The organism is Corynebacterium aurimucosum, assembly GCF_030408555.1.
Taxonomy (GTDB): Bacteria; Actinomycetota; Actinomycetes; order Mycobacteriales; family Mycobacteriaceae; genus Corynebacterium; species Corynebacterium aurimucosum.
Genome location: NZ_CP047048.1, coordinates 1,922,976 through 1,936,926 on the forward strand (window position 1 = coordinate 1,922,976; position 13,951 = coordinate 1,936,926).

Below are 13,951 nucleotides of genomic sequence, written 5' to 3' on the forward strand. Positions count from 1 at the left end.
TCAGGGAAAGATCCGGGTGAGCTCAGGGTGCGGGTCAGGGGCGGAGCAACTGCCTTCTGCTAGTCATGCTCGAAGGATTCTGCTTCACCCCAGAACACCTCATCCACTATCTTCCGCGCGTGCCTGGTCACTTTGAGGTAATGCTCCAGGAATTGCTGATTACGCTCGGGCTCCCACCCGGCCGCGCCGGCCACCTGCGCCAGCTGCGGGCCCGGTGCCGGAAGCTGGTCCACGCGCTTGCCGCGCACCAGCACGAGCGCATTGCGGGCATCGGTGGCCAAGAGCCAAGCCTCCCGCAACTCCTGCACTTGCTCGACAGGGATAACCTCATTGTCCTCGAGGGCATCGAGCACCCGCAGCGTGGACGGATCATGCAGCGCCGGAACCTCGTGGGCGTGCATCATCTGGAGCAGCTGAACGGTCCATTCGATATCCGTTAGCCCACCGCGCCCCAGCTTGGTGTGGGTATTGCGGTCAGCGCCGCGCGGGAGGCGTTCGTTATCAACGCGCGCCTTCATTCGGCGGATATCACGAATCGTCTTCTCACTCACGCCCTTCGGCGGATAGCGGAAGGCATCCACCATGGTGAGGAAACGTGTACCGACCTCCTCATCTCCTGCCACGAAGGCCGCGCGGAGCAAAGCCTGCATCTCCCAAGGCTCGCCCCACTGCGAGTAATAGCGCTCATAGGATTCGATCGAGCGCACGACCGCTCCCGAGCGCCCCTCTGGCCGCAGGCCCAAGTCCACGTCCAAGGGCGGATCCCCGGAAGGCTTTGCCAGACGGCGACGCAGTTTCTCAATGATGCCGATGGCCCATGGCAGAGCTTCTTCTTCGGCATTATCTCCTGTTGGCTCCGCCACCACGATGACATCGGCATCTGAACCAAAGCCCAGCTCCATACCACCGAGCCGCCCCATGCCAATCACGGCGATGCGGGCTGGTGGTTCGGCATCCTCATGGCTCAGCCTCCACGCCCTGACCTCGGCGCGCAGCGCGGCTTCCAGCACAGCATTCCAGATGGTGGACAGTTCAAAACACACTTGTTGAACCGGCAAGAAGCCCAATAAATCAGCAGCGGCAATCCGCGCTAGCTCTGCGCGGCGGAGGGATCTGGCAACCGATACTGCCTTGTCTGGGTCCGCGTGGCGCTTGGTGGAATTAATCAAGGCGGAAGACACTTGCTCGGGCTTGGTTTCCAACAGCTTGGGCCCTGCCGCGCCATCGGAGAGCTGCTTGACGACGTCCGGGGCGCGAATAATGAGCTCCGCCGTAAAGGGCGAGGTGCCCAGAATCTTCATGAGGCGTTGGCCAACAACGCCTTCGTCACGAAGCATGCGCAAAAACCACGTCCGGTCATAAGCTGCCTCAGAAAGCTTGCGGTAATTCAGCAGGCCCATATCCGGGTCAGCGGTATTGGAGAGCCACTCCATCAACGTCGGCAGCAGAATGGCCTGGATGCGCGCCTTGCGCGATTGCCCCGCGGCGAGGGAGGTGAGGTGCTCAAAAGCTCGGTCTGGGTGGCGATAGCCCAGTGCCGCCAGCTGCAAGAGCGCGGCTTCGCGGGAGAGCTTGAGTTCATCCGCCGACATCGAGGCCACGGAATTGAGCAGTGGGCGGTAGAACAAGCGCGAGTGGAGCTCAGAGATAAGCAGGCGAATCTTCCGCAGCTGGGTATTCATCTGGTCCGCTGCCGACTGATGCCCCTGTGGGTGAAAGCCTGAATTGATGGCCAACCACGTGAGCGCCTTGTTGTCGTCCTTCTCCGGCAAGGTGTGGGTACGGCGGAAACGCTCCAGCTGAAGGCGGTGCTCAAGCAAACGCAGAAACTCGTAGGCCTCGATGAGCTGGGTGCCGTCTTCACGTCCGACATACCCGGCGCGCACGAGCGCTGCCAGTGCATCGACCGTGGCGAGCGTGCGCAGCGATTCATCCGAGCGCCCGTGCACCAACTGCAGCAACTGGACGGCGAACTCCACGTCACGCAGGCCGCCCTCCCCCAGCTTGAGCTCTCGAAGGCGCATCTTTTCGGGGACATTATCCAGCACGCGGCGGCGCATAGCTTGAACGTCTTCCACGAAGGACTCCCGTTGCGACGCAGTCCACACCATCGGCCCGATCTGTTCCAGGTAGTCCGTGCCTAAGGGCAGATAGCCGGTTTGCGGCCGTGCCTTCAGCAGCGCTTGGAACTCCCAGGTTTCTGCCCACCGCTTGTAATAGGCCACGTGTGAATCCAGCGTTCGAACCAAGGCACCGGATTTACCTTCCGGGCGCAGGTTGGCGTCAACCTCGAAGAAGCAGGCCGAGCCAATCCGGTTGAACTCCGACGCTAGGCGGGTGATCCGTGGTGTCGCCTCGGAGCCTACGAAGACCACGTCCACGTCGGAGATGTAGTTCAATTCGCCCGCGCCGCACTTGCCCATCGCGATGACGGCCAGCTGCGCATCGAGTGCTTCATCCCCATAGACCACCCGGACCGCGCCGGCGAGTGCTGCCGTCAAGGCGGCATCTGCGAGGGCTGTGGTCAGCCTAGTGACCTCCCGGAAACCAACTCGCGGCTGGGGGCGTGACTGGCCCTTGCGCGAGTGAAATGTACCTGCGAGGTCATGGGCGGCAATGCGCATCATCAGTGTTCGGTAGGCCACTTTGAGTGGTGCTTTGTGGTCCCCCGGTGCTGCCCGGTAGGTGCCGGGAGACGTCAGGTCGGGGCTCGCGGTGTCAGGCTGGTCTGGTTGCTCAACGTATGTCGCAGGTTCCGCCCCGACCTCTGTGAGCAGCGTGTGCAGCATTTCGGTAGGAGTCGGCAGCGCCCGCTGCAGCTCGTGCCAGGTTTCTGCGTGTGCAGCGAGATGATCACCGAATGCCGAAGAGCCGCCCAGCAGGGCGATGAGTCGCACCCGGAATGTTTCGTCCTCGCGCATCGCCGGGCCAATCTCAGGCGCCCCCTCGACGATCCTCATCAACGTGTTGAGGGCCATATCGGGATCGCCTGCTCCGGCCAGTGTCCACAACAGTTCTAGGGACTCCGGATTATCCCACCCGAGGCGGGATAGATCCTCCGCAGCAGTTGGCCGGGTCAGACCAAGAGTAGCTGGGGACGGTACTGATGCTGGACGCATACTTCTCCTAGAAATTCAGGTTGTTGCGCAATTCGAATGCGGTGATCTGCTGCTGGTATTCGTGCCACTCATCCCACTTTGAGCGCAGGAAGTACTCAAAGACGTGTTCACCGAGGACCTCCGCCATAAACTCGGAGCGTTCAAATTCTCGGAGGGCTTGGTCCAGGCTGCTCGGCAGATCCTTGTACCCCATCGCACGGCGCTCGCGGTGGGTCAGCTGGTGGACGTCATCCTCGGCCGGATCCCCTAGCTCATAGCCTTCTCTGATTCCGCGCAAACCAGCGGCAAGGAGCACCGCGTAACCCAGGTAAGGGTTCATCGCTGAATCCAGCGAGCGGATTTCAACTCGGCGCGACATTTCCTTGGAAAGGCGGTAGGTGGGAACTCGCACCAGCGCAGAACGATTAGAGATTCCCCACGTCACTGACCCTGGAGCCTCGCTGCCAAACATCAGGCGCTTATAGGAGTTGGTCCACTGGTTGGTGATCGCTGTCATCTCCACTGCGTGTTCAAGAATGCCGGCGATGAACTGCCGTCCTGTGCTGGACAGCGAAATCTCATCATCGGGGTCATGGAAGGCGTTGGAATCTCCCTCGAAAAGGCTCAAGTGAGTATGCATGCCCGAGCCTGAGCGGTCCTCGAAAGGCTTGGGCATGAACGTCGCGTGCACTCCTTGCTGGGAGGCAACCTCTTTGATGAGGTAGCGGAAGGTCATGATGTGGTCCGCCATCGACAATACGTCAGCATGGCGGAGGTCGATCTCCTGCTGGCCAGGTGAGGTCTCATGGTGGCTGAACTCCGTGGCGATGCCCATTGATTCCAACGCGTACATTGACCGGCGCCGGAAGCTCGGGGCGTTATCATGCGTGGCTTGGTCGAAATAGCCGCCGTTATCGGTGGCAACAAGCCTGTTGATATCGCGCGCGTCCTCAAGGAGATAAAACTCAATCTCAGGAGATGCCTTGCACGTGAATCCCTCATTGGCCGCCTCGGTTACCTGACGGCGCAGGATGTGGCGCGGGTCCACCAACGAAGGTTGCCCATCGGGCTGAGTAATGTCACAGAACATGCGCGCCGAGAGAAGCTCGGGCTCTTCCTTGTCAAAGGGCATGATCTGAAAGGTTGAAGGGTCCGGCATCGCGATGGTGTCGGCCTCCGAAATACGGGAGAACCCTTCCACTGAAGAACCGTCGAAGCCAACACCTTCCTCGAAGGCGGATTCCAACTCTGAGGGGCTCATTACCACCGATTTCAGCGCCCCCAAGATGTCAGTGAACCAGAGGCGAATGAAGCGGATATCGCGTTCTTCAACTGTACGAAGGACGAATTCGTGTTGGCTGTTCATGCTTTAAACCCTACCGCCGCGCACCGAAGCCACGGAGAAAGTTTCTTCTTTTGCCCCCGCACCGACATTTATTAACCCAGTTGACAAGAGTATCTCGGGGGCAAATTCTTTCGACTCCCCTGACCCCTGTCGGCTTCACATGCTGGAATGGCCACACAACCGAACAGATGTACCCATAAAGAAGGATGAGAAACAGCCATGAACACACACCACGCAACCCTGAGCCAGCGAGGAATCGAGCTCATTAGCCAAGCAGCCCAGCAAGGATGGTCGCCTAAAGACCTGCTCCATGTCCTGGGTAGTTTTTGCCACCCACTCATTTATCGCGCCGCCCCTCATGTTCCCGCACAGATTAGTTCCACTGCGCTGCGCAAGGAATGGTTGAGTACTACCCCGCCTGCCTCGATGACCATGCCGACCGATGACCTTATGCGACTTATTGAAGCAATCACTTTCCTGCCACCCCTTCGGGACGTTGAAGTGCTAGCGGCCCAACGAACCGACTCTCGGGTATCCCGCGACAGCAAGGAAGATAGGATCCGCGCCAAAATCTCTCATCTTTTGCGAAAAGCAGAATCCACTCCCTATGAAGAAGAAGCCAGCGCGCTCATCGCCAAAGCGCAGAGCCTGCAACAACGGCACCGCCTCGAGGAGACACTGACTAGTTCCTCGGACACGGTGGTATCCACACGCATCCATATCAGCGCTCCCTATATCAACCACAAAACCACTCTGCTCAGCGTCATTGCGGATCGGAACGGATGCACCGCCCTCAGGCTGCATCCCAAAGGGATTGTCACCGTCATTGGCGCTGAAGAGGACGTTCACCACGTCACTGATCTTTTCGCCTCACTTCTACGGCAATGTGAATGGCATATGCACCACGGCGAACACGCCGAGAGTGCGCGCCAGCTTGGCAATGTGGCGTCTTTCCGCCGAAGCTTCATTCTGTCTTATGCCACCCGTATCGGTGAGTTATTGGAGGAAGCAAATTCAAAGCTGTTCTCCCACGACGTAGAAGGGACTGCTTCGGCACCAAGCGGCCCCAGCACTCGGCAAGACGAAATTACCCTGGCTCAGCAATCGCTATCGGCAGTCGAAGAACGCCGCCGCAACGCCGAAGCAGTGACTGATCGAATCTACCCCAATGCGCGCACCGTCTCCCTGGCGGTGAGAAGCCACGCAGGAGTATCCGCCGGCGCATCAGCTGCAGAAAAGTCCCACTTGGGAGGTGATTCCTTGGGGCTTAACGGACGCCGCCAACTCACCTGCTAAGGACGATTAATGGCAGGCACATTTGCGTTACTAGCCAGGTAACCTAGAAGGCGGTACCGAGGTTTGATGCCTCCTTTTTATCAATTCGCTCCCCGACGAAGGTGTGTACATGTCTCCAAAGACGTTCCTTGAAATCGAAGCCAAGTTCGCCGTGGATGAGACCACCCCCATGCCGGATCTCACCCACCTCGATGAGGTTTCCCGTGTTGCAGAAACCCGCCACCACTCGTTGTCCGCGATTTACTACGACACCGAGGACCTCCGCCTTACCCACGCGAAGATCACGCTGCGACGTCGCACCGGCGGAAATGATGATGGCTGGCACATCAAGATCCCCGGTGCGGAAGGTCGCACTGAGATCCGCGCGGAACTCGGTGAGCCCATCGACGGCAAATACGAGGTTCCGGACGAGTTGCTCCACCAGGTCCGATCGGTAGTGCGCAACCAGCCTCTTGAGCCGATCGCACAGGTGGATAACAACCGCACCGAGTTGCTCCTCGTTAACGCAGACGAGCAACCAGTTGCTGAGTTCTGCGATGACCATGTCACCGCGTTCTCCTTCCTGCCGGGTGGTTCGCAGAACACGTGGCGCGAGTGGGAAGTAGAGCTCGCCGGGGACCTGCCAGGAAGCAAAGCAGGCAGCAAACTGCTGCGGCACGCCACGTCCCTATTGATCGGTTCTGGAGCTCGGGTTTCCTCCTCGCCGTCCAAGCTGAAGTCTGCTTTGGGAGACTCCATCAACAACGTCGAGCTGCCTCCGGCCCTCGCCGCGTCCACTGTGGAGCCGGGCTCCCCCGCGGCGGCAGTCGTGGAGGCACTGAAGGCTAATCGGGACAAGCTCGTCGAATTCGATCCGCGGGTTCGCCGGGATGAGTGGGATTCGGTGCACCAAATGCGTGTGGCTACCCGTGAATTGCGCAGCCACTTGCAGACCTTCCACGGCATTGTGGTGGGCCCTGAGATCAAGCGCATCGAGTCAGATCTCAAGGAGCTTGCGGCCATGCTGGGCGTTGCCCGTGATGCCGAGGTCGTGGAAGAACGTTGGCAGAATCTTCTCGCTTCCGAGGACTCCGATGTTCTCGATGACGCTACCCGCGAGCACATTGCGCATGACATGGGCCGTGCCTACCGCCGTGCGCATCGCCGAGTCATCGCCGCGCTCGATTCGGACCAATACCTAGCTCTGCTCGATGCACTGGACGCTTTCCTCGCCAACCCGCCGGTTGCCGGGGAAGACACCTCCGCTGACTCAGACAGCTCATCCGCGGATAGCGGAGCGGAAGACTCTGAAAGCGCCGAGTCGGCATCCACTGATTCCGCTCAGGAACAAGAAGCAGCACAAGACTACGAGCCGAAGCACGCCAAGTCTGATGAGGAAGCCGAGCCCCACGATCTCGACGCGGTGATGGCCCTGCACCTCAAGCAGGCTTATGACAAGCTGGTCAAGCGCCACAAGAAGGCCGTCTCCAACTGGGATAACACCGAGCTGACGCTGCACGAGCGTGAGGAGTATTTCCACGATATGCGCAAGGCAGCGAAGAAGCTGTGCTATGCCGCGGAAGCTGCTGGGTCCGCTACCACGCTGAAGACGAAGAACCTCTACAAGGCCTGCAAGCAGATGCAATCTGTCTTGGGAGACTTCCAGGATTCGGTGACCTCCCGCGATAAGCTGCTCGAGTTGGCAGAAAGCGCACGCCGCCGTGGTGAGGACACCTTCGGCTATGGCCTCCTCTACCAGCGTGAGCGCATCATCGGATTGGAAGCACTCAACGCCTACTCGGATAGCTTCAAGGCCATCAAGTCTGCTTTCAAGCCGCTGCGCAAGAAACTGCGCTAGCCGGCTGGCTTTCCTCCTCTAGTCTTCCTGCGCTGCGAGGCAACAAGCCGAAGCGGCCCACACCTTCGCTCCCGTGCGGTGGTGTGGGCCGCTTCTGTTGAGCGGACTTCTTAAGTGGGTTTCTTAATCAGCCGTGCCGTTCTCGGCGGTGTGGTGCTTTAGTAATCGTCCTCGGCGGCGTCCTCAGCATCAGCTGCAGCGGTGCGTGCTTGCGCGATTTCGATGGCGTGCTCAGCCTCCTCACGGGAATCATAAGGTCCCATGCGGTTCTCCCAACCGGACACCTTGCCCTGGGATACCTCACCGGTGGACGGGTCATAGAACCACTTGTTATCGGCCTCAGCCATAATTTTCTCCATTCTCTTCATCTCTCACTCAGTGCACCCCACACTACAGACCGCCTACGTACCATGCCCGTTAGAATAGATAGGTCACTTAGTCCTGCTGCTACTTCTTTGGCAGGATATCGCCACCAGCAAAGGAGAACCTTCCCGATGCCCCTGTGGACTGCCCCTTCGACCCCGGCCGTCGACCGCGTTCGCGCCGCACACCGCGAGAACGTGGGCGCTGAATCAGCACACGTCGCCAGCGCCCCCGCCACTTGGGCACTCATTGGCGAGCACATCGACCACTACGGCGGCATCGCCATCATGGGGCTTGCAGATATCCGCGCGGCAGCAGCTGTCAGCCCCCGCAGCGACGGACTCGTCAAGGTTCACCTCGAGCACACCAATGGAGAGACCGTTAAAGACGAGATCTCCCTCGAACAGGTTTCTGCCCTCGCTGCACAACAGCAACCCGGCGTGGATTCTGAAGGCCAGCCCATCGAGCCCCCAGCACCCGAAGGCGCTATCGCGGCGCGCCTCGGCGGCATCATCTACACCATGATCAACCGCCAGCTTCTTACCCGCGAGACAGCTGGTGCCGATATCACCGTGGTCAACGACATCCCCGATTCAACTGGACTCGGCGCCGCCGCAGCGATCGACATCGCCACCGCTTTGGCGTTGCTCGGCACCGCGGATGATCTGCATGATGCCCCGCTGCGCGCCCGCATCGCAGAGGTCTGTTCCCAAGCGGTTGGCACCTTCGCGCGATTCCCTGCACTGCGCGCTCGTCACTCCGCTGCCCTGCGCGGCGCAGGTGATTCCATCACCATCATCGACTACGCCGACGGCTCCGTGACCCAGGCACCCCACATGATCAACAAGGACATTGCAGCCTTCGCCTTGGCCGTGCCCGGAGACGTGGATTCCGCTGAGGCCGTGACGGAGATTCGCGCCCGCGAGCGGTTCATCGACGCCGCCTGCCGCGCCTTCGGCACGCCGTCGCTGCGCTTGTTGCCGGATGCGCCCCAGCGCGTCCTTGAGTGGCTGGCCGCGGTCCACAAGGTGCACGGCACCGAGAACCAGCCGACCATCGCCGAAGCCACGGCATGGCTGACCTTCTACTCGGAGGAAACTGAGCGCGCCGAAGGCATTGCTCGTGCTTTGCGTTCCCGCCGCGGCACCGAGCTCTTCCCGCTGCTCACACAGTCGCAGTCTGCCTTGGCCACCGTCTATGGTTTCAACTCCGCAGAAAAACTCGCGCAGCTGGCCACCGCCCGCGGTGCCGTCGCCTCACGCTCTGCTCACGCCGGCACATCCTCCGCCGTCATCGCCTACGTGCCGAGCGCTAGGGCCACAAACTTCGCGGCCGACTTGGCCGAGGACGGCCTGATGGTCATTCCGCTTTCTGCCGGAAGCTCTGCAATCACCGAGGACTAATCTGCCGGCCAGGCAAAGAGCACATCGCGCTCCGCAACGTCGGCCTTCACCAAGGACACCATCGTTTCCTTGCCGGTCTCTGGGTGGCCTACGGCCTGCCCAATCACCGGTGGGTCCAGCACGAAGAGCCGTGCTTTCTCGCGCTTTGGCCCACCATCAACCACGACGGCCTCGAAGTTGGTGCCAACCCACGGCGCCAAGACGGTCGCCTCCGTCAGGTTCAAGCACGCCTTATCCACCTGGGAGGCCAACTGCGATGTTGAGCGCATCGTGGACATGACATCCCCGGCGCGCTCGCGCACCCACTGCGGAACCTCGTAGCCACCGCTCAGCGCCAAGCAGACCTCCGTGGCGAAGCGGTCGACAAGCCTCCGCAGCGGGGCGGTCACGTGGGCATAGTAGCCGCCGATTCCCGCGTGCACGTCCGCTTGGCCATCTTCGAGCCACACGTAGTCCGCACCCCGCAACAACCGCTGGGCCTCACGCATCACCGCCATCCCGCGCGGTGAATCCGCATCCACGGAGTGGAGGAATTCCGAGATGCTGCGCTCCCCCAGCTCGAAGCCCAGGGCCTCCGCTTCCGAGCGAAAAGTTTCCTCGGCCTCCGGGGTGGCCGCAGATAGGGTGCGCAGGAAACCAACTCCGTGCTCTTCCATCAACCGCCCCGCACACATTCCGGTGAGCAAGGAAATCTCCGAGTTATAGTCCATCACCTCATGGCGCGGCTCCATCACCAGCTCGTAGTGCCCTTTTTCCCCATCGCTGCTTTCAGATACGCGCTGCGAAGGAAGGCGCAGGTTGATTGCCTCGCGGCGCAGCGAGGAGGCCTGGCGTAGCTTTCCTACTTCCGGCAGCAAGGCGATGGAGGAATGCAGCGCACCATTCTCCAAGTCCTTATGGACCTGGTCATAGTCCAGCCGCGCGCGGCTGCGCACGAGCGCGCGCTCCACCGAGAAGTCCTCTACCTCACCCGCAGTGTCGAGGTTGAAGGTCCAGAGGACGGCGGGGCGGTCGACGTCGGCAAGCAGCGAAGCCCTATCTTCGGAGAGCTCCGGCGGGTGCAGCCGCGCCGGTTCATCGGGCAGGTAGATGGTTTGGCCGCGCTTGAGGGACTCGGTCTCCAGCGCGGAGCCCGGTTCGATGAAAGCGGCAACATCCGCGATGGCATAGAGCACGCGGTAGCCGCCATCGCGCGCCTCAATGAAGACGGCCTGGTCCAGATCCTTGGAGCCGGCCGGGTCAATGGTCACCAACGGGATGTCCCGGGCATCGCGGCGCTGCTCGGCATAGCGGTCCTGCGCGGACGCGGCCTGTGCGGTGACCTCCTCTGGGAAGTCGGTCGGAACAGAAAACTCCTCAGCGATGGGCCGAAAGTCCAAGGGCGCGGCATACAGTTTCATGCCGCCCCATTGTTCCAAAAAATAAAAGTGTAGGGCGCGAATGAGCCAACCTATAAGCCGGATTCTGTGCCGCGCGGGTGGCGCGGTGGCAAACATCCATCCAGGCCAACCGTTGCCAGTTGACTCAAGCAGCTACCTTCAGGCTTCGGCGAGCAACCTACTAACGCCTGATCGGGCCCGCTAGCGTGGCGGGCCGTGATGCCTTGCTCCCAGTGGGGTTTACCCAGCCACCGCCATCGCTGACGGTGCTGGTGCGCTCTTACCGCACCCTTTCACCCTTACCGCTTACCCCACGCCGCGCCGGAGCGAAGCGAAGGGCGCGGCGGTCTACTTTCTGTTGCACTTTCCCGCGGGTCACCCCGGGTTGCTGTTAGCAACCACCGTGCTCTGTGGAGTCCGGACTTTCCTCGGCCCGCGCCTAGTCCCATAACGGAACCGGTTCGACGGAACGCGTTTGCCCGGTCGGCTCATTCGCGCCTGTTAGTTTATCGCAGCGCGCCCAGATGCCCCACATCGTTGAAACGGTGCAGAGTGCTGCCGCCGTCGAAGAATTCAACCTCACTCACAGAAGCCAGCTCTAAGAAGAGGTGGTTGGGTGTTTGCGGTCCGGAATCAAGCGCCTGGCGCACGAAGGACTTGATGGGGTTGACGTGGGAAACCACGAGAACGGTCTGCCCCGCGTAGCGCTGCTGCAACTTACGGCGCGCAGCACTGACGCGGCGGTGCACGGCGCGCAGGGACTCCCCGCCCGGGCAGGCCACGGACGTATCCTTCAGCCAGCGCGCGTGAAGCTCGGGGTCGGCGGCGTCGGCTTCAGCAAAGGTCTTGCCCTCCCAGCGTCCAAAGTCCACCTCGATGAGATCCTCGATGGTTTCCACACGCAGGTTCCGGCCTTCCACCACGGCCGCGGCCGTCTGCTGGCAGCGGCGCAACGGCGAGCACACCACGGCATCGATGTGGGTATCGGCCAAGGCTTGGGCGGCGGCGAGCGCTTGCTTCTTGCCCAACTCAGTCAACTCGGGGTTCGCGCGCCCGGAGTATTGCTTGGCGGCGGACATCGCCGTCTGCCCGTGGCGCAGCAGGATGAAGCGGGTGGCCGGGCCACACTCGGGGCGCCAGTCGGCCGCGGTTGAGGACGCCGCGCTTGGCGACGCCTCTCCGCCGCCCGCCGCATCGACAGCAGCGTCCGCTTCGGTGGCGTCGTCGGCACCCATGTCGAGGATGCCCACGGGCTCGCCCTTCGCGGCGGCATCCATGGCCACGTTGGAAAGCTCATCGGCCACCGAGTTCTTGGCGCGCGGTACCCACTCGAGGCTGAAGCGCGGAATCTGGTTGAGCAGGCGGCGTGCCTCGATGGCGAGCTTTTGCATGTCCGGGTGCTTGATCTTCCAGCGCCCGTTCATCTGCTCCACCACGAGCTTGGAGTCCATATAGAACTCCACCTCGTCGGCCCCCAGCTCCACCGCGGCCTCCAGGCCACGCAGCAGCCCGTGGTATTCGGCCACGTTATTGGTGGACTTCTGCCCCACGACGTAGGCGGTTTCCTTGAGCAGCTGCGAGCGGTCCTCGTTGTAGACCGCCGTGCCAGAACCGGCTATCCCGGGGTTGCCACGGGAGCCGCCATCAGCAAAGATGACTAGCTTCATGAGGCTGGGCGCACCAGGTAGGAGCCGCAATCGGAGCACTGCGGAAGCTCATCGGCCGCCGCGTTGCGCACTGCGTTCTGCTCAGCAGGCGGCAAGACGATGAAGCAACCGCCGCAGCCGCGGCCGGTAAAGGCAGCCGCACCCACGCCGTTTTCTTCGCGCACGGTCTCGTACTCCTCCAGGACATCCGCGGGCAGTTGCTCGCGGAGCTCGCCGATGCGCACCTGCGGATCCGGTCGGTTCGCCGCGGCCTCCTGGGCGGCCTCAGCTGCCCGCTTGAGTACTTCGAGCTTGCGCTCGGAATCGGAGACCTTTGCGCCGTGGACATCCAGGTTGGCGCGCAGTGCATGGATTTCGTTATGGGCTTCCTGCAGCTCGCTCATGAGATCCGCGATACGGGACTTGGCCGCGTAGAGATCGTGCTCCAAGTCCTTGCGGGTCTCCGGATCGGTCGCGGCGCCAAGCTGTGCCTTGTCATCGCGCTCGCGCTGGCGCAGCTTGCGCTCATCAGCCTGGATGCGCAGGATCTCCATCTCCATATCATCGACGGCGAGCTGGGCGGAGCCGGAGGCGTCGACAAGCCGGGCGTGTGCAGCCTGAGCCTTCTCGTATTCCTCTTGCTCCGGGATGGTGGGAGTCCCACCATGCGCCAGGGAGCGCTCGAGGGTGGCCAGCTCCAGCAGGATGTTCTGCAAGTCCTGTGGCAGTTTCATTTAGTTCTCCTTATGCGCAGAAATCGTCCATGGGTCGGTGCGGACATCGATGATCTCGGTGTTCACGCGCAATGCGCCCTCCACAATATCGCGCGCCTGGGCAGTCCAGGGAAACTCGCTGGCCCAGTGAGCAGTATCCACCACGGCTGGGCCCTCCGGCTCCGCCAAGTGCGCGGCGCGCAGGTGCTCATCCACCGGGTGGTGGCGCAAATCGGAGGTGACGTAGACGTCCACGCCGAGCGCGGCCGCCTGGTCCAGGAAGGAGTCCCCCGAGCCGCTGGAGACGGCCACGCGCTTGACCATCCGCTCCGGGTCACCAGCCGCGCGCACTCCCCATTCAGTTTCCGGGAGGGCATCGGCCACGCGCTGGGTGAATTCGCGCAGAGTCACCGGCTCCTCCAACTCGCCCACGCGCCCCAACCCTAAGGCCTCGTCGAGGTTCTCATAGGGCTCCACCGGGACGATGGGGCGCCCAGGCTTGATACCGACGAGCTCAGCCAGCTTGTCGTTGACACCCGGGCGTGCTTTATCCGCGTTGGTATGCGCGGCCAACAGGGCCACGCCGTTGCGGATGAGAGTGTGAATGATCTTGCCCTTCGGGGTATCCGCCGCCACCGAGGTCACCCCGCGCAGAAGCAGCGGGTGATGCACCACGAGCATCTGCGCGCCGAGTTCCACAGCTTTGTCTGCCACCTCCTGGGTGCAGTCCAGAGCGAAAGCCACGGTGCTCACCTCATCCGTGGGGTCGCCGCATACCAGGCCAACGGCATCCCAGGGCTCGGCCAGCTGCGGCGGGTAGGCCTCGTGGATAACGCGGCGGATCTCGCCAACGGTCGTGTGTTCTGCCATC

10 protein-coding genes and 1 other RNA gene are annotated in these 13,951 nt (G+C 61.9%); 3 read left to right on the forward strand and 8 right to left on the reverse strand.

What is annotated here, in order from left to right:
• Positions 1-59: 59 nt before the first annotated feature.
• Both CAURIM_RS09035 and CAURIM_RS09040 read right to left on the reverse strand, forming a co-directional pair.
• Entirely contained in the window at positions 60-3,119 is a 3,060-nt protein-coding gene (locus CAURIM_RS09035; protein WP_201827719.1) for a bifunctional [glutamine synthetase] adenylyltransferase/[glutamine synthetase]-adenylyl-L-tyrosine phosphorylase, read from the reverse strand.
• 7 nt (positions 3,120-3,126) lie between these two features.
• Complete coding sequence (locus CAURIM_RS09040; protein WP_070719515.1) at positions 3,127-4,464, reverse strand: glutamine synthetase family protein; 1,338 nt, start codon at positions 4,462-4,464, stop codon at positions 3,127-3,129.
• 198 nt (positions 4,465-4,662) lie between these two features.
• Between CAURIM_RS09040 and CAURIM_RS09045 the strand changes: the two genes are divergently transcribed.
• A complete protein-coding gene (locus CAURIM_RS09045; protein ID WP_201827716.1) occupies positions 4,663-5,739 on the forward strand; it encodes a DUF2786 domain-containing protein in 1,077 nt (358 codons plus the stop codon).
• A gap of 109 nt (positions 5,740-5,848) precedes the next feature.
• Positions 5,849-7,576 carry a CYTH and CHAD domain-containing protein gene (locus CAURIM_RS09050; protein WP_201827713.1) on the forward strand — a complete coding sequence of 576 codons (1,728 nt, stop codon included), beginning with the start codon at positions 5,849-5,851 and terminating at the stop codon, positions 7,574-7,576.
• Between the two features lie 158 nt (positions 7,577-7,734).
• Here CAURIM_RS09050 and CAURIM_RS09055 read toward each other — a convergent pair whose 3' ends face one another.
• The gene (locus CAURIM_RS09055; protein WP_070447463.1) at positions 7,735-7,923 is read right to left on the reverse strand and encodes a hypothetical protein; all 189 of its coding nucleotides are present in this window, start codon (positions 7,921-7,923) and stop codon (positions 7,735-7,737) included.
• A gap of 147 nt (positions 7,924-8,070) precedes the next feature.
• Here CAURIM_RS09055 and CAURIM_RS09060 point away from each other — a divergent pair, with 147 nt between their 5' ends.
• Positions 8,071-9,342: a galactokinase family protein gene (locus CAURIM_RS09060; protein ID WP_201827710.1), complete on the forward strand. Its 1,272-nt coding sequence runs from the start codon at positions 8,071-8,073 to the stop codon at positions 9,340-9,342.
• On the opposite strand, the gene CAURIM_RS09065 is transcribed toward CAURIM_RS09060, so the two are convergent.
• The 5 genes from CAURIM_RS09065 to CAURIM_RS09085 form a co-directional block, all read right to left on the reverse strand.
• On the reverse strand, positions 9,339-10,742 hold the full coding sequence (locus tag CAURIM_RS09065; RefSeq protein ID WP_201827708.1) for an RNB domain-containing ribonuclease: 1,404 nt from the start codon (positions 10,740-10,742) through the stop codon (positions 9,339-9,341). The two genes, CAURIM_RS09060 and CAURIM_RS09065, sit on opposite strands and share 4 nt — an antisense overlap.
• A 37-nt stretch (positions 10,743-10,779) precedes the next feature.
• An RNA gene (gene rnpB, locus CAURIM_RS09070) (RNase P RNA component class A) lies at positions 10,780-11,212 on the reverse strand.
• A 15-nt stretch (positions 11,213-11,227) separates the two neighbouring features.
• On the reverse strand, positions 11,228-12,388 hold the full coding sequence (locus CAURIM_RS09075) for a bifunctional RNase H/acid phosphatase (protein WP_201827707.1): 1,161 nt from the start codon (positions 12,386-12,388) through the stop codon (positions 11,228-11,230).
• Positions 12,385-13,101: a zinc ribbon domain-containing protein gene (locus tag CAURIM_RS09080; protein ID WP_201827705.1), complete on the reverse strand. Its 717-nt coding sequence runs from the start codon at positions 13,099-13,101 to the stop codon at positions 12,385-12,387. Before CAURIM_RS09080 ends, CAURIM_RS09075 begins: the two co-directional genes overlap by 4 nt.
• Complete coding sequence (locus tag CAURIM_RS09085; RefSeq protein ID WP_201827702.1) at positions 13,102-13,950, reverse strand: Nif3-like dinuclear metal center hexameric protein; 849 nt, start codon at positions 13,948-13,950, stop codon at positions 13,102-13,104.
• Between the last annotated feature and the right edge of the window lies 1 nt (position 13,951).